Source organism: Sphingopyxis sp. LARHCG72, from assembly GCF_052871675.1.
This window is the reverse complement of the sequence record NZ_JBIXJU010000012.1, coordinates 30,025-48,244: the sequence shown is the minus strand read 5'-3', so window position 1 is coordinate 48,244 and position 18,220 is coordinate 30,025. Positions and strand designations below refer to the sequence as shown.

Sequence of the window (18,220 nt, the reverse complement as noted above, 5' to 3'; positions counted from 1 at the left end):
CAGGATAGAGCATCAGATTCCTAATCTTTGATCGGGTCATGTTATCTACCTGACTTTGCGCGATTTCTGTTTCGAGTGTGCCGCAGATTGTGCCATTCGCGCTGCAACTTTGTCGAAAGTGCCCTCGATTTCGTCCGGCTCGACATGCGCGTAACGCTGCGTCGTCTTGATGTCCTTGTGCGCCATCGCTTCCTTGAGCGTCGGCAGATCGACCCCCGCTTTGCGCGCCCATGTCCCGAAGGTGTGACGCAGATCGTGCCAGCGGAAATCGACCAGTTCGAGCGTCTTTTGCAAGCGAGCCCACCGGCGCTTGAAATTCCGCCAGACGAAAACCTCGTCCGCGCCGGAGGGAATGGATCCGGTCTCCGCAAGCGCAGCGGCGCGGCGGCGTTTCAGCATCGCGACGACGGGCGGCGATAACTTGATCACCATGGGCAGCTTTCCCTTCGTCCGTGCGATCGTGACGCTCGTCCCGCGCAAGTCGATCATGTGCCATTGCCAGCGCATGTTACCGCGGCGCAGGCCGGTCGCGACGGCGGCGAGGATGATGTCCGCCAGGTCGGCGTCATCGATCGCCTGCATCGCGTCGAACTCCTCATGAGAGGCGAAGCGGTTGCGTGGCTCGTTTTCGGCCGCCTTGATCTTCGACCACGGCAAATCCGCGATCGGCTGCAGGTGGATGAGCTTCACATATCGGAGCGCGGCCTGAAGATATGCGAGGTCGCGGTTGACGGTCGACGCCGAGACATATTTCAGCGGTCGCTGCGCCGCGCGCTCCTTTGCCTTCTTCGTCTTTGCCGACCGGTGCGCGAGTTCGCCGCGGCGTTTGGCGCGGAAGTCCATGAGCATGGCGCTGGTGAGTTGGTCGACGCGCGTTGAGCAATCGAGACAGCGGTCGAGATTTTCGATGTTCGACCATATCGCATCGGCGCTGTCGGTGTGTGAGGCGTGTTCGTCCCACCATTTGGTGAGCGATTCGCTGATCGTCCAAGCTTGCCCCGCCCGCTTCGCGGCTTCCTTCGCTTGCTGTTCGAGCTGGTCGACTATGCGGTCTGCGGCGACCCGTGCCTCCCGCTTCGGCTTTTTAAGCGGGCTTTTCGTGCTGACGCGATATCGGTGACCGTCGAGCGTGACGTCGAGCCACCAAAACGGGGAGCCGGGCTTTTCATAGAGGCGCATCGGGTTCGGCTTTCGGCGATGAATCGGTCAAGGTCGGCGACGCTGTATCGAATCGCGCCGTCGATCAAGATGTAGTCGATCCGGCCTTGCTGGCGCAGGCTGCGCAGCTTCTTCGTGCAGACGCGCAGTTTTGCAGCTGCTTCCGGGGCTTTTAGGAGATGCTCGGCGTTGTTCACGGCATCAACCAATTGCTCGCCCGCACATGGCCGGGTTGGGGGTGGCGCGGGGTCATGCGTCGATGTTCCTCTGCTCGACGGCCTGCGCCTTGGCGGTCGCAAGCGCATCCTCGACAATCTTGATAGCCTCGCCGACCTGATCATCAGGGGCGCCCGACCACGTCAGGTTGAGGCAAATGCGGGAGATGACGTAGGAATCCTCATCGCGGACCACCTGAAAGCCCGGATGCTCCCGGAAGTGATCGAGTTCGGTTTCCACTCCATATTCCGTGAGCGTGTGACGAAGTGTGCGTCGGCACCCCTCACAGCTTTCCGGGCTGTCGCTCGCGCTCGCATCAAATCCGCCATCTATGCCGCCGCGGATGTTCTCTTCGATCGGGTCGCGATAGTAGAAGGCGATCTCGAACGGTGCGGGGCCGACATTCCCCATTTCCTCCCAACGAGCCTGCCGCGCGCAAGCCCAGCAATACGAGAAGGTCGCATCGCTATCGAGCCAATGGCAGGGCGCCGGGTCGAGGGGTGGAACCAACGCGTATAGTTCGTTTTCGAGGCGATCGAGCGTCTGGTAAGGGGCTTCGGTCTCAGCCATCGGCCTTGTCCTCCTCATGCAGCCGAGCCCTGAGGTCATCGGCAATTATCCGGTAAAGCCGCGCCCCGAGACGGGACGGGCAGCGATCGGCGCGGGTGTCGAGCCATGCCGGCAGATTGCGAAAGGTGCGGTTGTCGCGGTGCAGGACGGCATTCGTCGACCGACCGACGCGGAAGCTGTGGCAGATGGCGCGGACGATCTCGGCGTCGCGGTGATTTCCCGCGGCCTTGAGGCGGTCCTGAAGCTCGACCGCATGACGAAGGGCGCTGTCGGCGCGGCTCACGACGCCCTCCCTTCCATCGCCGAAAGCTCGCGATCGACGAGCATGACGGCATTCGATGCGAGATCGGCGGGGCTGGAGAGTTCAGGCCATGCGACTTCGCGCGAGGCGGAGCGGCGGCGATCATAAAGCGTGCCGGCCATCGTCCAGCCACGAACGAGAACGCCTTCCTCGGTCACGACCAGTTCGATAGTCCGCCGTCCCTGCGATGCTTCACGGGCAAGGCGGGCGGCGGCGCGGAGATTGGCGAGGGTCACAACGTCATCTCCCGCCGATCGACAGGCAACCGCCGACCCCACCGCGACCTCTCTCGGCTCGCCTGATGCTTAACCGGGCAATGGGGCACATATTCCCCCGCGCTGTTGATGTAATAGGCCTTGCCGCCGCTGTAGACGACCTGGCCGGGTTGCTGTCCGCGCGCGCTCATTCAGCACCGCCTTTCTTGGTATCGGCGATGGCGGATATCTCAAACAAATCTATGCGCAGGATGATCGCGGAAAGGGCGAAAAGCTGGAAGGTGTCCATGAAGCCGGCTGTGTTGGTTATGACCGCCATCGCGAGGGCTACATAATAAGAGACGAGCAGTATTTTTTGCTCTTTCTTCATTAGCTCAACTCCCCCTCATCACCGGAGAGGGCGGCGAAATATTCGTCGATCTTCGCGATTTCCTGCTTGGCGCGAGTGGTGCGATAGCCGCTATCGAGCGCCTCGCGCGCCCAACGCAGCATTTCATGGGCAGACCGCAGTCTCTCGGTTTCATCAACCTCCTGTGCGGGGGAAAAGGCTGCGAGAAAACGTTGCGTCCGCTCGCGATATTCTGCCTTCGCTTGCTGCATATACAAGCGCCAGCCGTCGTCATGTTCGTTGTCCCACAGATCGGCACGATTTCCGTTCGCCAGCCAAAGGGCGCGAGCGAGGCGATCTTCTGATCGGTCCATGTTCGCTAACAAAGCGGGAAGCGGATCAGACATCGCTCTCGCCCTCCTGTGCGGGGGTGGCGGAGAGGACACGGCGGATTTCGCGGAGGTCCGCCCACGTCAGTTCGACTTCAACGGCAATGTCGTCGTCGAGCAAATCGCCTTGTTCATCGCCTTCCGGGCATCTCTGCTCGATGTCGCGCATCGCCTCGCGCAGACGGTCCCCCGCACTAGCCGGGGGCAACTCGTGCACTTTTTGCACAGGTTCACCCGGCAGGGACCCGACCCCTTCGCATACGCTGCAATGCGGATCGGTGCCGTTGCAATGGCGGCAGGGGCGCTCGTCCATCTCCTGGCCAAGCCGCTGTAGGGTGTCCATCGCACTAGCCGGGACGAACTTCGCGCCGAGCGTTTCTTCCATGCGCCGGGTGGCATCGCTGATCGCACTAGCCGGGTGGCTCGATGCGGCGAGGGCTGCGGCGGCCATGGCGCGATAATGCGGGTGATTATGCTCCATCTTCTGCTGCCAGTAGATCGGATGCTCGCCCTTGTCCGGGGCGTCCCAAGTCCGTCCGGGGTCGGCAATGTCCCCCTGATGCTGAAAGACGAACAGGGCACGCGCGACCGCTTCGACGTCCGCCCCCTTCGTTGCGTCAGTCATGGGTGTTCCCCCTCTTTGCGATTGCGAGTAGTGCGTTCTTCTCCGCGTAACTTAGGGCTGCGGGATCACGAGATACGGCCCTGCGATCTTCGTATCGGCGCTTGCTGATCGAGAATGCGAGTTCCTGCGCCTGCGTTACGGGTGTTTCGGTCATGATGATGCCTTTCCGTTGGCATCGCTTTTCATGAAAACGAGCCAGTGGGATTTCGCGGTCTTGCCGCAGCGGTTGCCAAACAGCGGCCGCGCGTCGGTGAGTGCTAGAACCTCGCTGACCTTCACCTCGTGCTCGTTCCATTTGAACACCAGCACGCCATCAGGGCGCAGGACGCGGAAGCACTCGGTGAAGCCCCGGCGCAGATCTTCGCGCCAGTCAGCCCCGAGCTTGCCGTATTTCTTGGCTAGCCAGCCAGAGCGCCCGTTGCGGACGAGATGCGGAGGATCGAAAGCTACCAGTGCGAAGGTTCCATCTGCAAACGGCAGGGCGGTAAAGTCGGCTTGAATGTCGGGATCGATGACGAGCGAGCGGCTTCCGCCCCGGCTGGACTTGTCGGTCAATTCGTGGCGCTCCGAGCGAATATCGACGAAACAGGCGTCGGGGTTCGCGCGGTCGAACCAGAACATGCGCGATCCGCAACAGGCATCGAGAACACGCGGCCCCACCGTATGCCCGCCCACAGGGTCAGATGATTGGGTCACGGGCGGTCCTTTCGGGCGGAGAGCATGGCGTCGGCAACGCGGTAGGCATTGAAGGCGATGCGCTCTTCGATGGTCTGACCCGCCTCTTCGGCGGCATCCGACAGTGCGATGGCCGCGAACTCATTGGCGCCAGCGGACGCGACCTCGGCCGCAGCCAGTTGACCAGCGAACCAGTCGCGAAGGGTCATGCCGATCCAGACGTTCGGCCCGCCATCAATCTGGATTGACGGATGGTTCGGGAACGCGGGCGGGTTATCAATCGCGGTCATCGCAGATTCCTTTAGGCAATTGGCCGAGAGCGAGCGGGCGGAGAAAATCGCGCCACATCTCGTCAACCATCTTTTCGTTGGGTTCGGGCAGATCGTCAGCCAGCGCCGAGAATGCGCCGGTTGCCGAGCCTATCGCGGTCGCGGCACCGTAGGCGGCGACCATGAACGCGCCTCGTTGGTCGGCCATAAGCGCCATGTTGCGCCGGATTGCCGCGCCGACATCATCAGAGCATTTGCGGCCGATGTCCTTCGCGATTGCGTCTGCTGCGCTTAAGGGCTCAACCATGCCCCGTCTCCTGATGTTGGAGGGCGCGGAGGGAGGCTGCGACGAGCGCGAGCGCGGGGGTGCGAGCATGCCCGCGATTAGCCTTCGAGCGCCCCTTGACCCATATTTCCGCGCGGTCCATTTGACGGTGCGCGTTGTTCGGGTTGGTGCTGGTGTATATGATCTGGGGCCAATGGTCGTCGCCTTGCGGGGCGAGGGTCATCGCCGCATCTATAGATGCCGTGTAGTGCGGAACGGAGTCGCCATAGAAATAACCGTCGCCTTCGACGACCATATAAAGTCCGGTTTCCATGGCGGGCCGATAGACCTTCGACGGCGGCCATGTGGGCAGGCGGCCGATCCATTTTCCATCGACCGAAAAGTGGATCAGCGCATCAAGCTCGCGCGAACCTTCGCTCGCCGCCTCCACTCTTTCGATCAGGGGGGTGAGATTGTCGGTCATGCGAGCTCTCCGGTGCGGGGCAAAATGCCGAGTTCGACGCTCTCGGCGCGAAGCCGCTCGCCTTCCGTGCGAAGGCAAATGCCGTGGATCTTGCAGAACCGTTGATGACCGAGTGCTTCGACCGAAAGCCGGGGGCCGTGTTGGATCAGGTGCATCTCAGCGATCAGCGGCACTACGATGGAATGCGAACGCAGAAGGCGACCGATCCTGTCGCCGTATGCGGTCGGGTGATGCAGGGTCACGGGGCGCTTGCCGGTCACGAGGCACGGCATGGCTGCAACGCGGTCCATATGGCGCTTCTCGGCCGCAGTCGGCTTCGCGCCGGCCTTGGGCTTCATGCGCTTATGGTCGACTGGCGCGCCCATTACCGACGATCCCCCGCCTTGATGACGTCCCAAATGGTCGCCGCAAGGAACAGGGCGCCGCTGATAAGCGAGGCTGCGAGCTGGTCGGTCACTTCGCGGCTTTCTTCGCGCGCGCCGGACGGACGCGGCGGTTCTTCTCGTAGTCGGCGGCCTTGCGCTGGCGATCGCGCCATGCTTCGACGTCGGGCTTGAGTTCGGCGATGACGGTTTCTGCGGCGCTCACCTGTGCGCGGAGGCCGGTGATCGTGCTGCGCGCCTCCGTCAGTTCCCTTTCGGCCCGTTCTGCACGCGTGCAGGTGTCGCGCACCTGCTGACGGAACTTGTCCCGTTCGTCGGTGACCTTGCTCCATGCCTTATAGGCTTCGCCGTCCTTGCGATCGAGGGCGGCAATGTGCGCCTTCCTGGTCATCAATCCGAACATCGTCATTCTCCTTGTGAAATTCACCGGGCGGGTTATTGGCCCGCCCGGACCTCTGCTGGTGATGGCTAAGCAGCTCGCCGGCCTTCTTCGGCGAGCAGATGGGGTTCGATCCCGGTCCAACGGGACCAGATTTCGATGCACTTGTTCAGATATGCGGCGCGGTCGGCCTCGTTCATCGCGCGGTTGCTGGTCGACCAGCGCTTGCGGTAAACCTCGCCGGACGGCAGGGTTTCCTCATCGAACATGCCGAGCTTGTCGCGCATGATGTCGTGCAAATCCTCATCCGTGAGCGTCATGTTGTGCATGTCGTTCAGGATCGGCGTCACGATTCCGACGAGCACCCAATAGAGCGAGCGGCGGCGCTGATTGGCCTTGCCGCCAGTAAGGGTGGCGCGAACCGTCCCGGTGATTTCCTTCATCGCTTCCTCGGCGGCAGCGTTCGCAGGGAACAGGCCGCCGAGGCGCGCGGTGAAATAGAGAGGGGAATGGTCGCCCATCTTACTTGCTTTCGAGATGCTCGCGGCGCTCGCTCACGGCGGCGTCGATGCGGCTGTTCTCGCCATCGGGCAGGGCTTCCATATGCTTCTGCCAGTCCTTCTCAACCGCTTTCAGGTCGATGATGGTCCCGGCACCGGCGGCACGCTCGATCAGTTCGGCGACGATCGCGGCGTGCGGTTCTTCGCTATCGTCGTGCTGGTCGCCATGATCGGCCTCGGCGCGACCTTCGGCGGCGTTCGGGTTGTCGTCGGTGACGGTATCGATGATCTCTCCGGTGTCTTGGTCGATCATCTGCGCGCGGGTCGGCGGCGTGACATTGCGGGCCTCGACCGGATCGCCGATGATCTGGATTTCAACTTCGTCGTCGGCATAGATGCCCGAGAAGCCGAAGGCATAGCGGGCGCCCTGGATCAGCGCGCGGTGGCGCAGCATCCGGTTCGGCGACTTGTTCCACGGATCGGTGTTGCGCTTACACTCGTCCAGATATTCGGTGACCTTGATCGGGCGGCTGCGATCCTTGCGCCAGATGATGCTCTCGATCGCGTAGAGCTTGCCCTTCTCGTCAACGATGTCCTCGAATTCGATCCCGTCGAACTGGGGATGCTCGTTCATGATGCGAACCCAGCCGTCGATCGACACGAGCGGAACGATGCCGCCACCCTTCGCCGCGAAGGCGTAGATTTCCTTGGTCAGCGGGTTGAGCTTATATTCGTTCGCGACGACGATCAGCGCGGCGAACTCGGAATCGTTGGCGCCTTTGAAGACCGTCGCGCGGAGCGTTTCCTGCAACTTGGCCGGGGAGAGATTGAGGCGCTGGGCCATGGCCTGAATAGCGGTCGGGCGCGCCTTTGCCTCTTCGATCTGGGCGATATTGTTCTGGATGCTTTCCTCTTGCGTGGCGAGGGCGCGGCTGCGGGCGGTATTCATATCGGATCCTTTCAGAACGGAATTTCGTCACCGCGGCGTGCGGCCTTTTCTTCGTCGCGATATTGGGCGAGCACCTGTTCGATGGTCCGGATCGCGATTTGCGTTTCGTGCAGGCGAGGGACGCGTACGGCATCGACGAGCCGCTCGAACTCAGCGAACGACAGAACCACCGCCGTTTCCTCGCCCATGCGCCGGATGCTGGCGTTGTTGATGTTCGTCAGAAATACGCGAACCTCTGTCAGCTCGCTTTCCAAACGCAGATGCTCGCCCGCGCCTTCGTCGATCGACGCCGGGCGTGCGGCGGCAAAACCCTTGAGCCACCAGATAGCGTCGGCGAGTTTGTCGCGCGCGGTTTCGATATCGGTGATCATCGGATCGCCGTCCCGGTTTCGGAGAAGATGCGAACGCCCTTCATCTCGCGCGTCCCGCCGCGGACCTGTGCCGCAATCACCTTGTCGATCGCCTCGACGACCTTGGCGTGTTTCAGGATGCTGTCGGGAAGCTGGCGGACGCTCAGGATTTCATGCTTCCACGTCGTGGTGCGGACGACCTTGGCGCCGTAGTCGCCGCGCACGATTGGGGCGGCGGGCTCGGGTTCCGGCTCGGGCTGAACTTCCACGACCGGCGCAGCGACCTCGACGGCGACAGCCTCCCGCGCCTCGGCGGCGGCGCGCGCGTCCTCGATCGCCTGCAACCGCTCGCGCTCTTTCCTGGCTTCCTCGTCGGCAATGGCTTGTAGGCGCTGGCGCTCGGCCTCCTGCTCGCGACGGATTTCCGCCTGACGCTGGCGCTCCTTTTCCTGCTCGGCGTCGTCGAACGCCTTGACCCGCGCGCGCGCCGTGCGCTCGGCTTCGGCGAGCGGCTGGACGATAGCGTCGGCGCGGCCCTTGAGCGCGCGCTGCGCGTTCAGGAGCGGGCGGTTGAGCTTTTCGCGCTCGGCCTCGACCGCTTTCCCAGCGGCGACCATCTGCTTGATCAGGTCGGCATAGCTGCCCGCCATTTCCGCGTCGGTGATGACGAGCGGCGCGCGGCCGGCGCTGGCGAGCAAGTCGCCGATGCGCTTCGTGATGCCTTCGACCTCAAGGGCTTCGGCCAGGTCGATAACAATCTGCTCTTCTATGGGAGGATTGTTTCCTCCGATGACGGCGCGCGGATTGCCTTCAACTTCGGCGTCGGGTTTCAGGCGCTGGACAATGGCCATTTCTTCTTCTCCTTCAAAACGGGGGCGGCGCGGTCATCGGGTCGATGCGCCGGGTCGGATTGGCGTGCGGGCTGCTCGGCGCATTCTCGCGCGCCCAAGCTGCCCGCTCGGTCAGGAAGCGATATTCGCGGCCGTCGATCGTCTCGCGGGCGCAGCGGGGCCAAACCCGGTCAAGGTCGATCGGCTCGCCGTTCGCTGCCGCCTGCCAGCGGTGACCGCGGTCCATTTCCTCGCCGGTGACGGGATCGAGCGGCGGCCCGAACCAGATGCGAATGCCGACAGGAGCCGCACCGCTGCGCAGGGCCATGCGGTAGAAACCCGCAACAGGGGTTTCGACATCGAGTCCGTCGAACTGGCGCGCGGTCGCGGCACCATCGGCATAGGGGCGAGCCGAGCGGGTCACAGCGTCGAAGCCCACACGACATGCGCCCCGATCAACGCAGTCGCCAGCACGGCAAGACCGATGGCAAAGCGGAGGGTGATGCGGGGCGCGTGTTCGGCCTCGTCGGCCTGAATCGTCTCGGCGGGGATGATTTCGGGCGACAACAGAAGGTTGGCCGGGGGCAGGATTCGAACCTGCGACACGTCACATGCGACGTCCGTGATGCGATCGGTAGCGACCCGACCACAGCGCACGGCTCCCCTACGAGGGCGCGCTACCTCTGCGCCACCCCGGCCATATTGAACATTGCTCATGCTTTCGGCTCCCGCGAAGCCGCCTCGACCGCATGGATAGCGTCGTCGATCAGGTCGGCAGTAAGGTGGTCGCCCCGATGGCGAACGGAATCGCGCCAGCGGGACAGGGCGAGGAGGGCAGCATCAGCGTGCGATTCCTCGGCTTCGGTGATGCGGAGGGCGAGGGCGCTCATGCTGCGGCCCCGACCGGAAAGCCCTCGTCGATGAACTCCTCGACGCTCGGCATATGCTGGATAAGCCAGTGGCAGACCTTCGCCTCGTCGCTGTCGAAACGGACAGGCGGCTTGTCGGCCATGAACCAGTCGGTCAGGCTCTTCTCATACTCGCGGCGAATACCGCGCAGGGTCTCTGCTACGGCACCGCCATAACGCCGGGTGTCGCCCTCGTAGAAGACGGGAAAAGCATCGGGGAGGCGGATATCCAGCACGCGCGGATCGAAGCGCCAGTCGGCAATCGGCGCGCCAAGGTCGATGAGCCGAGCGGTGACGGCGCGGAAGTCGACGCGGCGGTCTTCGATGTCGTGGAAGAGGTGGAAGTTACGCGAGGCCAGAACCGTCTCGGCATAAACGAGCACCGATCCAAGCGCGTCAGCGGTAAAGACTTCGTGGCGGGCCACCGGGGTTCTCCATCTCGCCGCGGGGTGCGGCTGATGGAGAATGTTTAGACACGCTAAACGGATTGATCAAGAAAAAAGTTTAGATGAGCGAAACTTTATCCCGTACCCCGATATGGCGAGGGGTTTCGATGAGGTGAACGAAACGGTCGTTCCCTCTGATTCGTGGTCCTATTTTCCTCGAACATGCCTTTGCAAATCGTCCCATTGCGGAAGGATGGAAAGGCGGCGTTCATCCTGTTCGCGTTGTTTGTAAATCCAGAACGCAGGGGCGATGAAAGCGATCAGACCGACGACGGTGGCGGAAATTCTCCACTCCCATCCGTCGAGCCCAGTCTTGTTCAGAAGCCAAATTGCCCCGGCCACTGTGCAGAGACTGACGAATGAGGAAACGATTCCCCAAGTGGCGTCGAGTTGGAAGCGCCGATCGCGCTCAAGTGACCGTTCAAGATGTTCATGGTATTCGCTTAGCCGCTCTTCCAGATCAGAAAGACGAGCTTCTAACTGCTCTTCCGGCAGCATATAACCTCCCAAGCTTATTTCCCCCCAGTGCCAGTCTTTCCGCGATGGGTCACTTCGGCTTCCGGCTGGCTAGTACGCGGACCTTCCGCGGCGATCCGCAGCGCGTCCTCTCGCAACCTCCTAAGCGCCATCGCATCATCGGGATGCATCAGCAGTTCGTAAGGTCTTAAATTCAGATAGTCGGCCAGCTCGTTTACAGCGTCCCTGGTATACGGCTGCTCACCCCGAAGCATGAGGCTGACGCGCGCCTTGTTCCAATCCAGATCGCGGACAATGTCAGCCTGCTTCCTGCGGAGCGTCGAGAGCCACTCTTTGAGATACCAGTCGTGGGCGGGAGCAACCATGGCGTGAGGATACGCGCACGCACGCGCGAAGTCGTTTCGCTCACCTAAACAAAAATTGTTGCGATCGACGTTTAGACTGTCTAAACGTTCTGTCATGACGCTCGATACATACCTCAAGCGCGACGGCGCATTATCGCTCACGACTCTCGCCGCTGACATGGGGGTGTCCAAGGGGCGGCTCTCTCAGCTTCGAGATTCGACGGACTGGCCGCCCGAGCTGGCGCTCAAGGTCGAGGACGCGACGAATGGCGAGGTTAGCGCGTCGGACCTTTCGCATGTCGTGGCACGCGCACGCCAGCAGGCGCCCGCCCAAGGTGCCGCGGCATGACGCGGTTCGCGTTCGCCTACATCGTGCAACTCGACTTGCCCGGAGGCCCGGTAAAGATCGGCCGCACCGCAAGGCCGCGCTCGCGGTTCAAGGCATTCGATCTCGCGACCCCGGTCGACGCGCGGATCGTCGGCATCACCTTTGACGGTTACCAGCGCGAAGCGGATATGCTCGCGGCCACCGCGGCGCGGGCGATCAAGGGCGAGTGGCGTTACCCGACCCCCGAACTTTATCGCCTGCTCGCGCAGTATCATGACGATGGCGAGTGGTTCGTCCCTGCTGACGATCATCAGGCCCATTTCGACGCCACCGATGTAGAGGCTCGCGTTCATCGCATTATCCCCAAAACCGCGCATCCGGTTTGCCCCCGCGCGCTCAATTACATCTGGTCGAAGGAGGTGCTGACAGCCGTCGCCGCGCATGATCGGATGATCGCGGTCGACTGGGCGGGCTTCACACGCGTCGAAGATGCGCCGTCGCTGTCGTGGCCGACCGTCGAACGGAAAGCCGCCTGACCCATGTCACCCCGGCCACACCTCCACGATCGCATCGAACCCGTCGCATCGCCTGATCGGCGCACCGCTTTCGAGCACGATGTCGCCGGCCAGTCCGCGCAGGTCCTCAAGATCGGCCGGGTCCAGCAGGTTGGACGGGTCCTTGAAGAACTCGACCATCGACCGGCCAACGCGCTCCATCTGGCGCGAGCTGATGACGCCCGCGTCGCGCAGCCCGGTGACCAGCGCCAGCCCCATTTGCTGCGCTCCGATATCCATCTTTCCTCCTGTTCGGTCTGTGGCCTCGCTCTCTGCGGCCACACGGACGCTGAATATGCCGGGAGCTTTTCATGAACCCGCCTACCCATTCGCCACGCCCCCCGGCGAACGTCCCGGCTGACCACACCCCCCCCCTCACGGTCAGCCGGGACACACTCGCACAGGCTTGCGCGCGGGCGCTGAACGCGCCTGTCCAACTGATCGACATCGGGGCGGGCGGCTACGTCGTGCAGCCGCTGCACTTCCATCGCCTGATCGCGAACGGCCGCGCCCGAGTGAAGATTTCCCCGTTTCATTCCGAGCCTATTACCCTGAAGGGCGGTCAAGATAATGTCTGACGCACAGACCATCGGTCAGGATTGTGTCGACCAGCAGGCCGAACTCTTCCGTCTCGCCGAAAGCCGGTACGGCCTGACGATCGCCCTGATCGCCCAGCGCACGAAGCTGAGTACGAGCACGCTCAAAAGCTGGCGCCGCGGTGTCGCGATGCCCGCATGGGCGCTGTTCGCCCTGAAGCAGGCCGGGGTTCCCGATGAACTGCTCTCGCTCGTCTCTCTGCCTTTCGGCTGCTCGGTCACCTCACGCGGCGAGATCGACATCGAGGAGCTTTGCGAGATCGCGGCCGAACTCGACCAGATGTATACCGACGCCCGCCGCCCACACAGCGAGGCCGGAATTCACCTTGGTCATACCGAAAGCGCGCGACTCGCGGAGATCGCCGGGAAGCTGCGCGCGCGGGCAGGGGTGGCGGACTGATGAACGCCTACACCCAGTTCCTCGACGCGAAGACGCAATTGGGCGGGGAGTTCGGTTTTGCGCCGCGCTTCATGCCTGATGACGCTTTCGACTTTCAGAAATCGCTCATCGAACATTCGGTGCAGCGCGGCCGCTCTGCCATCTTTGCGGACTGCGGACTCGGCAAAACGCTCATGGAATTGGCGTGGGCCGAGAATATCTGCCTCGAAACTGGCGGCAATGTGCTGATCCTAACCTGCCTCGCAGTTGCACAACAGATGGTGGAGGAAGCCGAAAAGTTCGGGATCGGCGCGAAGCGGTCGATCGACGGGACCGCGCACCGCATCACGATCACAAACTATGAGCGTCTGCACCTGTTCAACCCGTCCGACTTCGCGGGCGTCGTCTGCGATGAAAGCTCTATCCTCAAGAACTTCGCGGGCGCGCGTAAGACCGAAATCACCGCCTTCATGCGCAAGCGGCCATACCGCCTTCTCGCGACCGCCACTGCGGCACCGAACGACTTCATCGAACTCGGCACGTCCTCCGAGGCCCTCGGCCATCTCGGTTACATGGACATGCTCAACCGGTTCTTCAAAAACGACCTGAACAACAGCGCCTCGGGCCGGATGCGCGGCGAGGTCATCAAATGGCGTCTGAAGGGCCACGCCGAGCAGCCGTTTTGGCGATGGGTCTGCTCGTGGGCGCGCGCTTGCCGCAAGCCTTCCGACCTTGGGTTCGCTGACGACTTGTTCGAACTGCCGCCGCTGCTCGAGCGCGAGCATATCGTTGATGCCCGCACGCTGCCCGATGGCGCGCTGTTCGCGCTGCCGGCGCAAGGTTTGGCGGAGCAGCGCGAAGAGCGCCGCCGCACGATTGCCGAGCGGTGCGAACGCGCTGCCTACATCGCGAACGGCACAACCGAACCGGTGATGCTGTGGTGCCATCTGAACGACGAAGGCGACTTGCTCGAAAGCCTCATCCCTGACGCTGTGCAGGTGTCGGGGTCCGACAGCGACGATAAGAAAGAGGACCGGCTGCTCGGCTTTGGCAAGGGTAAGTACCGGGTCATCATCACCAAGCCGAAGATCGGTGCCTGGGGCTTGAACTATCAGCACTGCAACCGGGTGGTCTATTTTCCGTCGCACAGCTTCGAACAATATTACCAGTCGATCCGGCGCTGCTGGCGCTTCGGACAAAAGCGGCAGGTCGAAGTCGATGTTATCGCCTCTGAAGGCGAGGTCGGCGTCCTGTCTAATCTTCAGCGCAAAGCCGCGCAGGCCGAAGAGATGTTCGCGAACCTCGTGGCCGAGATGAACGACGCGCTCTCGATTGAGCGCAGCAAATCCTTCCCTGCAAAAATGGAGCTGCCAGCATGGCTGTAAGGCATCAGGATATTGGCGCGAACCACGCCATCTATAACGGCGACTGCGTCGAGGTCATGCAGGGCATGCCGGACGCGTCAATTCACCTGTCGGTCTATTCGCCACCGTTCGGCGGGCTCTACCATTATTCGAGCGATGAGCGGGATCTGTCGAACTGCGACGATTACGACCAGTTTTTCGACCATTACGCCTATGTCGTCCGCGAACTGTCGCGCATCACAATGCCGGGCCGAATGACCTGCGTTCATGCGATGGACGTTCCAAAGTCCAATAGCGGGACCGACTGCTACCGCGATTTCCCCGGCGACATCATCCGTCTGCATCAGCGCGAAGGGTGGGAATACGCTGGACGCCACATGATCTGGAAAGAGCCTCTCGAGGTCCGACTGCGCACGATGCAGAAGAACCTCGCTCACGCCTCGCTTGTTGCCGACAGCCTCGATTGCGGCATTGCCTCGGGCGACTATCTTCTTCTCTTCCGCCGCAATGGCGAGAACCCGATTCCGGTCAAGCATCCGGTCGGCCTGCTCGAATATTCCGGTGAGCGTAAAATTCCGTCCGACGTGCTCGGCTTTCGCGGATGGACCGGCAAGCAGACTGAGAACCGCTATTCGCACTGGATTTGGCGGCAATACGCTGACTGCATGTGGGACGATATCCGGTTCCAGCGCGTGCTCCCGTTCCAGTCGTGCCGCGAAGAAGACGACGAAAAGCACGTCCACCCCTTGCAACTCGACGTCATCGATCGCTGCGTCGTGCTTCGCAGCAACCCCGGCGAGACGGTTTTCACGCCGTTCATGGGCGTGGGCAGCGAGGTTTACAGCCCGATCCTGCTCGGCCGTCGCGGCATCGGCGCGGAACTGAAGGAAAGCTATTTCCGGCAAGCCGTGAAGAACGTCCAAGCGGCCGTCGACGGCCACAGGTTCGACCGGCAGAACGGCGAACTCGCCCTTGACCAGATACCCGCATGACGACGGTCTCGATCATGCTGGCGTGCGCTGCATCGTCCGCCACTGCGGCCGCACTGACAGCCCTCTATTTCCGGTCCCGCCTGAACGGGGCGAGAGCATCGGCGAACCTGTTCCGCGAATGGTGGGAACGGGACAGCGGCAAGATGCTGATCGCACAGGCCGAGCTCGACCTGATTGCCGAACAACGCCGTGAAGCGGGGCGCCAGTCGCATAAGGCCGAGCGCGCGCTGATTGCCGAGCGAACCGAAAAGCTGCGGCGCTGTGTCGCGGCGCGCAACAAGCCACTGGACCGCGCCGGGCGGGGAGTTTGCCCGGCGTCATCCCCTGCGCGGGAGGACCAACCCCCTCCTGCGCCTTTGTCTCATCCTGCCGGGGCTCAGCGGCCCGGTCAAAGGGTTCGGTCGGGCGCGCAAGCCCCCGCTCTGGCCGTCAGGACGTCGGCCCCTCTCACCCGGCGCGGTCAACCATCCCCCGCTGAAACCCCCAAAGCGATGAAAGGAGCCTGAGACATGGCGAAGAAAGACGACGGCCCGCAGAATGGCGGGGAAATCGTAAAGCCCGACTTCGAACGCGCGATCAAGGTCATCACCAACGACCTTAATCCCCTGCTCGAACGGTCGGCCAAGGTTCGCGGCGATCAGGCCGCGGGCTGGAAGGTCATCGAAGACGACTGCCATTGCAACAAGAAGGCGGCGAAGCTTTTCCACTCCCTGCTCCGCATGGACCCGGAACTGCGCGACGACTTCTTCCGGACGCTGAGCGGCCTGCTCGAAACGTCCGGCATCGGCATCTCGCGTGACCTCGTCGACCAGGCGGAAGGCGGCGAAGTGAAGCCGGTCATTCCCGTAGTCGACAAGACCCGCCCCGAACTGGCGACCGTAAACTGATGAAGCTGATCTGCCTCGACCTGTCGAAGCGATCGGCGGGGCTGGCCGGCTGGGATGGCAAAACCACCCAGCCGGTCGTCCTGTCCAAACAGCTCGGCAGCACGATGACCAGCCCCGGCATGGCGTGCGCTCGGCTGCACGGCGTCATCAACGATCTCAACATGGTCATCGGCGGGGCGGACGTGATCTATTGCGAGGAGCCGCTGCAGCCAGCGGCTATCCAAGGCCATACGACGTCCGAGACGGTCACGCTCGCCTATGGCCTTTACGCCCATGCGTGGAGCTATTGCGAGGCCAAGGGCATCCGATTCCACCCGACCAATCAAACGGTCTGGCGGCGCTATTTCCTCGGGCCAATGAAGCGCGGCACCAAGCGGCCGACGCTGAAGGCATTGGCGATCGAGCGCGCCCGCCAGCTCGGGGTTAATCCCACGAACGACGACGAAGCCGAGAGCTTCGGCATTCTTGATTATGCGTGTGAGCGCGAGGGTATCGTTCCGCCTTGGCGGGCCAACGAAGTGCTGCGGCCAGCGCTGGGGGGTGTGGCGTGACCGAAGCCATGATCACCCCCGAAACCGACGAGCAATATCGCGCGCGTCGCCGTGCCGAAGCCGAACAGCGGGTCGCTGAATGGAATGCGTTCAGTGCGCGCGTCGCCGCGGCGGGCGAGCCTAAAACCGTCATGATCGGCGATCCCGCGCACCGGAAGCCATATTACAGCATCGGGCTACTCTTGATGGACGATGGCTGGCACGTCCGCCGTGATTACGGATATCCGAACGGCGGCGGCGGAGGCCCCTTCGGTCGCGAAGCTTATCCGACCCGAGATGACGCGCTGGTCAGCGAAGCCCGGCAACTGCTCGATGGATTGGCGCGTGATGCCGCGACCGGACGGACAGGCGCAGAGGCATATCCGGCGACATGGGCGCAATGGGCTATCAACCTCGTCCCGCTCGACCTGTTCGGCGGTGCTGACCTCGCATCCGAATATGCCGAGATGATCGCTAAATATCGCGTGCGGAACGAACTGCGGTGCGCGGCGATCCGGGCCGCCAACGACATGGGCGGCAGTCTCTCCAAAGCCACCTATCACGACGAGGAGGGCCGGGAACGCTCGGTCTATTCGCTATGAGCCTATCGCCCGACCAAAAGCGCTTCCAACGCGACCTTGCCCTGAAGCACGTCGCCCGCGCCCGTGAAGCCGCAAAATCACACCCGATGACCGACCAGCGCATTGCCGCGGCGGTTGCTCCTCAGGTGAGCGCCACGCCCGATCAGGTGCTGTCGTGGATGAAGGAGGCGCGGGTATGACGCTTCCCATCTCCACCAAAGGCGGCCCGCGCGAACGGCCATGGACCCGCGAGCACGACGCCACGCTGATGAAGCTGAAACAGGCCGGACTCACGGTCGAGGTCATCGGCGAGCGCCTGCGCCGCACGCCCGCGGCGGTGAGCAGTCGCGTCTACAATCTCACCGCAGAAGAGACCCAGGTTCACGCCGCCCGCGACTTCCTCGCTGAGCGGATCGACCGCTATCTCGCGCGCATCGCCAAGCTCAACCGGCTCACCGTGCCCGACATGACAAGGGAGTATTACGGATGGCGATGACCTCAGGCTGCACGGTCTGTTCGAAGAAGCTGCATTCGCAGAACACGTCCGGCCTGTGCCGAGACCACTTCCGCACCCATAAATCGCCGGACGTCGCGGCCAAGCGGTCGAAGTCGATGCGCAAGCATTATCGCGAAAACCCTGATTTCCTCGCCGAGAAGCGCGAGCATATGACGCGCATCAACCGGCTCCCGGAAAAGCGCGCGCAAGCGAGCGTGAACGCCAAGGCGAACCGGATATGGGAGATATCGGCAGAGAAATGGACGCCGCAGAAGGAAGCGCGGCGGCGTTCCGGCCTTAGCCGCGCGGCGCTGCCTGATCTGCCACCGCAGTATCTCGACCTCTACAAGTCGCTGAAGCGCAAGAAACTGCTTCGCCCGGAGCGTCTCCGCATTGCGCGAGAGCAGATGGCGATCGACCGCGAGCGGCGCCGGAGGGCGTTCGCGCTGTGA

The 18,220-nt window shown here is 62.8% G+C and carries 37 protein-coding genes, 1 tRNA gene and 1 pseudogene; 13 read left to right on the top strand and 26 right to left on the bottom strand.

Going from position 1 to position 18,220, the window contains the following annotated elements; all coding sequences use genetic code 11:
- Window positions 1-45: 45 nt before the first annotated feature.
- From ACIPPQ_RS20410 to ACIPPQ_RS20290, 25 genes and pseudogenes are all read right to left on the bottom strand, one after another.
- Window positions 46-1,179 (bottom strand): tyrosine-type recombinase/integrase, encoded by a 1,134-nt coding sequence (locus ACIPPQ_RS20410; RefSeq protein WP_446545884.1) that lies wholly within the window; start codon window positions 1,177-1,179, stop codon window positions 46-48.
- Between the two features lie 20 nt (window positions 1,180-1,199).
- Window positions 1,200-1,463 (bottom strand): annotated as a pseudogene (locus ACIPPQ_RS20405) (helix-turn-helix domain-containing protein); the annotation flags it as partial.
- A complete protein-coding gene (locus ACIPPQ_RS20400) occupies window positions 1,408-1,944 on the bottom strand; it encodes a hypothetical protein (protein WP_446545883.1) in 537 nt (178 codons plus the stop codon). The pseudogene ACIPPQ_RS20405 and the gene ACIPPQ_RS20400, both read right to left, overlap by 56 nt.
- A complete protein-coding gene (locus tag ACIPPQ_RS20395; RefSeq protein ID WP_446545882.1) occupies window positions 1,937-2,227 on the bottom strand; it encodes a hypothetical protein in 291 nt (96 codons plus the stop codon). Before ACIPPQ_RS20395 ends, ACIPPQ_RS20400 begins: the two co-directional genes overlap by 8 nt.
- On the bottom strand, window positions 2,224-2,481 hold the full coding sequence (locus ACIPPQ_RS20390) for a hypothetical protein (protein WP_446545881.1): 258 nt from the start codon (window positions 2,479-2,481) through the stop codon (window positions 2,224-2,226). The genes ACIPPQ_RS20395 and ACIPPQ_RS20390 overlap by 4 nt, the downstream gene beginning before the upstream one ends.
- Window positions 2,482-2,647: 166 nt before the next feature.
- Entirely contained in the window at window positions 2,648-2,830 is a 183-nt protein-coding gene (locus ACIPPQ_RS20385; RefSeq protein WP_446545880.1) for a hypothetical protein, read from the bottom strand.
- Window positions 2,830-3,195, bottom strand: coding sequence for a hypothetical protein (locus tag ACIPPQ_RS20380; protein ID WP_446545879.1), 366 nt, complete (start codon window positions 3,193-3,195; stop codon window positions 2,830-2,832). Before ACIPPQ_RS20380 ends, ACIPPQ_RS20385 begins: the two co-directional genes overlap by 1 nt.
- Window positions 3,188-3,802, bottom strand: a complete 615-nt coding sequence (locus ACIPPQ_RS20375) for a hypothetical protein (RefSeq protein ID WP_446545878.1) — start codon at window positions 3,800-3,802, stop codon at window positions 3,188-3,190. Before ACIPPQ_RS20375 ends, ACIPPQ_RS20380 begins: the two co-directional genes overlap by 8 nt.
- A gap of 150 nt (window positions 3,803-3,952) precedes the next feature.
- Window positions 3,953-4,423 (bottom strand): class I SAM-dependent methyltransferase, encoded by a 471-nt coding sequence (locus tag ACIPPQ_RS20370; protein WP_446545877.1) that lies wholly within the window; start codon window positions 4,421-4,423, stop codon window positions 3,953-3,955.
- Window positions 4,424-4,494: 71 nt separating this feature from the next.
- Window positions 4,495-4,767, bottom strand: a complete 273-nt coding sequence (locus ACIPPQ_RS20365; RefSeq protein ID WP_446545876.1) for a hypothetical protein — start codon at window positions 4,765-4,767, stop codon at window positions 4,495-4,497.
- A complete protein-coding gene (locus ACIPPQ_RS20360; RefSeq protein ID WP_446545875.1) occupies window positions 4,754-5,053 on the bottom strand; it encodes a hypothetical protein in 300 nt (99 codons plus the stop codon). Before ACIPPQ_RS20360 ends, ACIPPQ_RS20365 begins: the two co-directional genes overlap by 14 nt.
- Window positions 5,046-5,495 (bottom strand): hypothetical protein, encoded by a 450-nt coding sequence (locus tag ACIPPQ_RS20355; protein WP_446545874.1) that lies wholly within the window; start codon window positions 5,493-5,495, stop codon window positions 5,046-5,048. The genes ACIPPQ_RS20360 and ACIPPQ_RS20355 overlap by 8 nt, the downstream gene beginning before the upstream one ends.
- Complete coding sequence (locus ACIPPQ_RS20350) at window positions 5,492-5,860, bottom strand: hypothetical protein (protein WP_446545873.1); 369 nt, start codon at window positions 5,858-5,860, stop codon at window positions 5,492-5,494. The genes ACIPPQ_RS20355 and ACIPPQ_RS20350 overlap by 4 nt, the downstream gene beginning before the upstream one ends.
- An 88-nt stretch (window positions 5,861-5,948) precedes the next feature.
- Window positions 5,949-6,281 carry a hypothetical protein gene (locus ACIPPQ_RS20345; protein ID WP_446545872.1) on the bottom strand — a complete coding sequence of 111 codons (333 nt, stop codon included), beginning with the start codon at window positions 6,279-6,281 and terminating at the stop codon, window positions 5,949-5,951.
- 65 nt (window positions 6,282-6,346) lie between these two features.
- Entirely contained in the window at window positions 6,347-6,778 is a 432-nt protein-coding gene (locus tag ACIPPQ_RS20340) for a hypothetical protein (RefSeq protein WP_446545871.1), read from the bottom strand.
- A gap of 1 nt (window position 6,779) precedes the next feature.
- A complete protein-coding gene (bet, locus tag ACIPPQ_RS20335; RefSeq protein ID WP_446545870.1) occupies window positions 6,780-7,706 on the bottom strand; it encodes a phage recombination protein Bet in 927 nt (308 codons plus the stop codon).
- A gap of 11 nt (window positions 7,707-7,717) precedes the next feature.
- On the bottom strand, window positions 7,718-8,077 hold the full coding sequence (locus ACIPPQ_RS20330; protein ID WP_446545869.1) for a hypothetical protein: 360 nt from the start codon (window positions 8,075-8,077) through the stop codon (window positions 7,718-7,720).
- Window positions 8,074-8,907 carry a hypothetical protein gene (locus ACIPPQ_RS20325; protein WP_446545868.1) on the bottom strand — a complete coding sequence of 278 codons (834 nt, stop codon included), beginning with the start codon at window positions 8,905-8,907 and terminating at the stop codon, window positions 8,074-8,076. The genes ACIPPQ_RS20330 and ACIPPQ_RS20325 overlap by 4 nt, the downstream gene beginning before the upstream one ends.
- Before the next feature lie 13 nt (window positions 8,908-8,920).
- Window positions 8,921-9,310 (bottom strand): hypothetical protein, encoded by a 390-nt coding sequence (locus ACIPPQ_RS20320; RefSeq protein WP_446545867.1) that lies wholly within the window; start codon window positions 9,308-9,310, stop codon window positions 8,921-8,923.
- Window positions 9,307-9,492 (bottom strand): hypothetical protein, encoded by a 186-nt coding sequence (locus ACIPPQ_RS20315; protein WP_446545866.1) that lies wholly within the window; start codon window positions 9,490-9,492, stop codon window positions 9,307-9,309. The genes ACIPPQ_RS20320 and ACIPPQ_RS20315 overlap by 4 nt, the downstream gene beginning before the upstream one ends.
- Window positions 9,463-9,584: transfer RNA gene (locus ACIPPQ_RS20310), tRNA-OTHER, on the bottom strand. The genes ACIPPQ_RS20315 and ACIPPQ_RS20310 overlap by 30 nt, the downstream gene beginning before the upstream one ends.
- Before the next feature lie 15 nt (window positions 9,585-9,599).
- On the bottom strand, window positions 9,600-9,776 hold the full coding sequence (locus ACIPPQ_RS20305) for a hypothetical protein (protein WP_446545865.1): 177 nt from the start codon (window positions 9,774-9,776) through the stop codon (window positions 9,600-9,602).
- A complete protein-coding gene (locus ACIPPQ_RS20300) occupies window positions 9,773-10,219 on the bottom strand; it encodes a hypothetical protein (protein ID WP_446545864.1) in 447 nt (148 codons plus the stop codon). The genes ACIPPQ_RS20305 and ACIPPQ_RS20300 overlap by 4 nt, the downstream gene beginning before the upstream one ends.
- A 168-nt stretch (window positions 10,220-10,387) precedes the next feature.
- A complete protein-coding gene (locus tag ACIPPQ_RS20295) occupies window positions 10,388-10,738 on the bottom strand; it encodes a hypothetical protein (RefSeq protein ID WP_446545863.1) in 351 nt (116 codons plus the stop codon).
- Between the two features lie 14 nt (window positions 10,739-10,752).
- Window positions 10,753-11,178, bottom strand: a complete 426-nt coding sequence (locus ACIPPQ_RS20290) for a hypothetical protein (protein WP_446545862.1) — start codon at window positions 11,176-11,178, stop codon at window positions 10,753-10,755.
- Here ACIPPQ_RS20290 and ACIPPQ_RS20285 point away from each other — a divergent pair.
- Both ACIPPQ_RS20285 and ACIPPQ_RS20280 read left to right on the top strand, forming a co-directional pair.
- Window positions 11,177-11,410, top strand: a complete 234-nt coding sequence (locus ACIPPQ_RS20285) for a hypothetical protein (protein ID WP_446545861.1) — start codon at window positions 11,177-11,179, stop codon at window positions 11,408-11,410. The genes ACIPPQ_RS20290 and ACIPPQ_RS20285 overlap by 2 nt on opposite strands.
- The gene (locus ACIPPQ_RS20280; RefSeq protein ID WP_446545860.1) at window positions 11,407-11,925 is read left to right on the top strand and encodes a hypothetical protein; all 519 of its coding nucleotides are present in this window, start codon (window positions 11,407-11,409) and stop codon (window positions 11,923-11,925) included. The genes ACIPPQ_RS20285 and ACIPPQ_RS20280 overlap by 4 nt, the downstream gene beginning before the upstream one ends.
- A 6-nt stretch (window positions 11,926-11,931) precedes the next feature.
- Here the strand turns inward: ACIPPQ_RS20280 and ACIPPQ_RS20275 are convergent, their stop codons facing one another.
- Window positions 11,932-12,183 carry a hypothetical protein gene (locus ACIPPQ_RS20275; RefSeq protein WP_446545859.1) on the bottom strand — a complete coding sequence of 84 codons (252 nt, stop codon included), beginning with the start codon at window positions 12,181-12,183 and terminating at the stop codon, window positions 11,932-11,934.
- A gap of 71 nt (window positions 12,184-12,254) precedes the next feature.
- On the opposite strand from ACIPPQ_RS20275, the gene ACIPPQ_RS20270 reads away from it, so the two are divergent.
- Genes ACIPPQ_RS20270 through ACIPPQ_RS20220 form a run of 11 tightly spaced genes read left to right on the top strand, consistent with a single transcriptional unit; the run spans window position 12,255 to window position 18,220 of the window.
- Entirely contained in the window at window positions 12,255-12,521 is a 267-nt protein-coding gene (locus ACIPPQ_RS20270) for a hypothetical protein (protein WP_446545858.1), read from the top strand.
- The gene (locus tag ACIPPQ_RS20265; protein ID WP_446545857.1) at window positions 12,514-12,939 is read left to right on the top strand and encodes a hypothetical protein; all 426 of its coding nucleotides are present in this window, start codon (window positions 12,514-12,516) and stop codon (window positions 12,937-12,939) included. Before ACIPPQ_RS20270 ends, ACIPPQ_RS20265 begins: the two co-directional genes overlap by 8 nt.
- Window positions 12,939-14,303 (top strand): helicase-related protein, encoded by a 1,365-nt coding sequence (locus tag ACIPPQ_RS20260; protein WP_446545856.1) that lies wholly within the window; start codon window positions 12,939-12,941, stop codon window positions 14,301-14,303. Before ACIPPQ_RS20265 ends, ACIPPQ_RS20260 begins: the two co-directional genes overlap by 1 nt.
- Before the next feature lie 56 nt (window positions 14,304-14,359).
- Window positions 14,360-15,274 carry a DNA methyltransferase gene (locus tag ACIPPQ_RS20255; protein WP_446545855.1) on the top strand — a complete coding sequence of 305 codons (915 nt, stop codon included), beginning with the start codon at window positions 14,360-14,362 and terminating at the stop codon, window positions 15,272-15,274.
- Window positions 15,271-15,780, top strand: coding sequence for a hypothetical protein (locus tag ACIPPQ_RS20250; protein WP_446545854.1), 510 nt, complete (start codon window positions 15,271-15,273; stop codon window positions 15,778-15,780). The genes ACIPPQ_RS20255 and ACIPPQ_RS20250 overlap by 4 nt, the downstream gene beginning before the upstream one ends.
- Before the next feature lie 3 nt (window positions 15,781-15,783).
- Window positions 15,784-16,161, top strand: coding sequence for a hypothetical protein (locus ACIPPQ_RS20245; protein WP_446545853.1), 378 nt, complete (start codon window positions 15,784-15,786; stop codon window positions 16,159-16,161).
- Complete coding sequence (locus ACIPPQ_RS20240) at window positions 16,161-16,712, top strand: hypothetical protein (protein WP_446545852.1); 552 nt, start codon at window positions 16,161-16,163, stop codon at window positions 16,710-16,712. Before ACIPPQ_RS20245 ends, ACIPPQ_RS20240 begins: the two co-directional genes overlap by 1 nt.
- Window positions 16,709-17,293: a hypothetical protein gene (locus tag ACIPPQ_RS20235; RefSeq protein WP_446545851.1), complete on the top strand. Its 585-nt coding sequence runs from the start codon at window positions 16,709-16,711 to the stop codon at window positions 17,291-17,293. The genes ACIPPQ_RS20240 and ACIPPQ_RS20235 overlap by 4 nt, the downstream gene beginning before the upstream one ends.
- Window positions 17,290-17,472, top strand: a complete 183-nt coding sequence (locus ACIPPQ_RS20230) for a hypothetical protein (RefSeq protein ID WP_446545850.1) — start codon at window positions 17,290-17,292, stop codon at window positions 17,470-17,472. Before ACIPPQ_RS20235 ends, ACIPPQ_RS20230 begins: the two co-directional genes overlap by 4 nt.
- Window positions 17,469-17,768: a hypothetical protein gene (locus tag ACIPPQ_RS20225; protein WP_446545849.1), complete on the top strand. Its 300-nt coding sequence runs from the start codon at window positions 17,469-17,471 to the stop codon at window positions 17,766-17,768. The genes ACIPPQ_RS20230 and ACIPPQ_RS20225 overlap by 4 nt, the downstream gene beginning before the upstream one ends.
- Window positions 17,759-18,220, top strand: a complete 462-nt coding sequence (locus ACIPPQ_RS20220) for a hypothetical protein (RefSeq protein ID WP_446545848.1) — start codon at window positions 17,759-17,761, stop codon at window positions 18,218-18,220. Before ACIPPQ_RS20225 ends, ACIPPQ_RS20220 begins: the two co-directional genes overlap by 10 nt.

Coding starts and splice junctions, on each gene's coding strand:
- ACIPPQ_RS20410 (WP_446545884.1), bottom strand. CDS start 1,179: ATGCGCCTCTATGAAAAGCCCGGCTCCCCGTTTTGGTGGCTCGACGTC.
- ACIPPQ_RS20400 (WP_446545883.1), bottom strand. CDS start 1,944: ATGGCTGAGACCGAAGCCCCTTACCAGACGCTCGATCGCCTCGAAAAC.
- ACIPPQ_RS20385 (WP_446545880.1), bottom strand. CDS start 2,830: ATGAAGAAAGAGCAAAAAATACTGCTCGTCTCTTATTATGTAGCCCTC.
- ACIPPQ_RS20380 (WP_446545879.1), bottom strand. CDS start 3,195: ATGTCTGATCCGCTTCCCGCTTTGTTAGCGAACATGGACCGATCAGAA.
- ACIPPQ_RS20375 (WP_446545878.1), bottom strand. CDS start 3,802: ATGACTGACGCAACGAAGGGGGCGGACGTCGAAGCGGTCGCGCGTGCC.
- ACIPPQ_RS20370 (WP_446545877.1), bottom strand. CDS start 4,423: ATGTTCTGGTTCGACCGCGCGAACCCCGACGCCTGTTTCGTCGATATT.
- ACIPPQ_RS20365 (WP_446545876.1), bottom strand. CDS start 4,767: ATGACCGCGATTGATAACCCGCCCGCGTTCCCGAACCATCCGTCAATC.
- ACIPPQ_RS20360 (WP_446545875.1), bottom strand. CDS start 5,053: ATGGTTGAGCCCTTAAGCGCAGCAGACGCAATCGCGAAGGACATCGGC.
- ACIPPQ_RS20355 (WP_446545874.1), bottom strand. CDS start 5,495: ATGACCGACAATCTCACCCCCCTGATCGAAAGAGTGGAGGCGGCGAGC.
- ACIPPQ_RS20350 (WP_446545873.1), bottom strand. CDS start 5,860: ATGGGCGCGCCAGTCGACCATAAGCGCATGAAGCCCAAGGCCGGCGCG.
- ACIPPQ_RS20345 (WP_446545872.1), bottom strand. CDS start 6,281: ATGTTCGGATTGATGACCAGGAAGGCGCACATTGCCGCCCTCGATCGC.
- ACIPPQ_RS20340 (WP_446545871.1), bottom strand. CDS start 6,778: ATGGGCGACCATTCCCCTCTCTATTTCACCGCGCGCCTCGGCGGCCTG.
- bet (WP_446545870.1), bottom strand. CDS start 7,706: ATGAATACCGCCCGCAGCCGCGCCCTCGCCACGCAAGAGGAAAGCATC.
- ACIPPQ_RS20330 (WP_446545869.1), bottom strand. CDS start 8,077: ATGATCACCGATATCGAAACCGCGCGCGACAAACTCGCCGACGCTATC.
- ACIPPQ_RS20325 (WP_446545868.1), bottom strand. CDS start 8,907: ATGGCCATTGTCCAGCGCCTGAAACCCGACGCCGAAGTTGAAGGCAAT.
- ACIPPQ_RS20305 (WP_446545865.1), bottom strand. CDS start 9,776: ATGAGCGCCCTCGCCCTCCGCATCACCGAAGCCGAGGAATCGCACGCT.
- ACIPPQ_RS20295 (WP_446545863.1), bottom strand. CDS start 10,738: ATGCTGCCGGAAGAGCAGTTAGAAGCTCGTCTTTCTGATCTGGAAGAG.
- ACIPPQ_RS20285 (WP_446545861.1), top strand. CDS start 11,177: ATGACGCTCGATACATACCTCAAGCGCGACGGCGCATTATCGCTCACG.
- ACIPPQ_RS20290 (WP_446545862.1), bottom strand. CDS start 11,178: ATGACAGAACGTTTAGACAGTCTAAACGTCGATCGCAACAATTTTTGT.
- ACIPPQ_RS20280 (WP_446545860.1), top strand. CDS start 11,407: ATGACGCGGTTCGCGTTCGCCTACATCGTGCAACTCGACTTGCCCGGA.
- ACIPPQ_RS20275 (WP_446545859.1), bottom strand. CDS start 12,183: ATGGATATCGGAGCGCAGCAAATGGGGCTGGCGCTGGTCACCGGGCTG.
- ACIPPQ_RS20270 (WP_446545858.1), top strand. CDS start 12,255: ATGAACCCGCCTACCCATTCGCCACGCCCCCCGGCGAACGTCCCGGCT.
- ACIPPQ_RS20265 (WP_446545857.1), top strand. CDS start 12,514: ATGTCTGACGCACAGACCATCGGTCAGGATTGTGTCGACCAGCAGGCC.
- ACIPPQ_RS20260 (WP_446545856.1), top strand. CDS start 12,939: ATGAACGCCTACACCCAGTTCCTCGACGCGAAGACGCAATTGGGCGGG.
- ACIPPQ_RS20255 (WP_446545855.1), top strand. CDS start 14,360: ATGCAGGGCATGCCGGACGCGTCAATTCACCTGTCGGTCTATTCGCCA.
- ACIPPQ_RS20250 (WP_446545854.1), top strand. CDS start 15,271: ATGACGACGGTCTCGATCATGCTGGCGTGCGCTGCATCGTCCGCCACT.
- ACIPPQ_RS20245 (WP_446545853.1), top strand. CDS start 15,784: ATGGCGAAGAAAGACGACGGCCCGCAGAATGGCGGGGAAATCGTAAAG.
- ACIPPQ_RS20240 (WP_446545852.1), top strand. CDS start 16,161: ATGAAGCTGATCTGCCTCGACCTGTCGAAGCGATCGGCGGGGCTGGCC.
- ACIPPQ_RS20230 (WP_446545850.1), top strand. CDS start 17,290: ATGAGCCTATCGCCCGACCAAAAGCGCTTCCAACGCGACCTTGCCCTG.
- ACIPPQ_RS20225 (WP_446545849.1), top strand. CDS start 17,469: ATGACGCTTCCCATCTCCACCAAAGGCGGCCCGCGCGAACGGCCATGG.
- ACIPPQ_RS20220 (WP_446545848.1), top strand. CDS start 17,759: ATGGCGATGACCTCAGGCTGCACGGTCTGTTCGAAGAAGCTGCATTCG.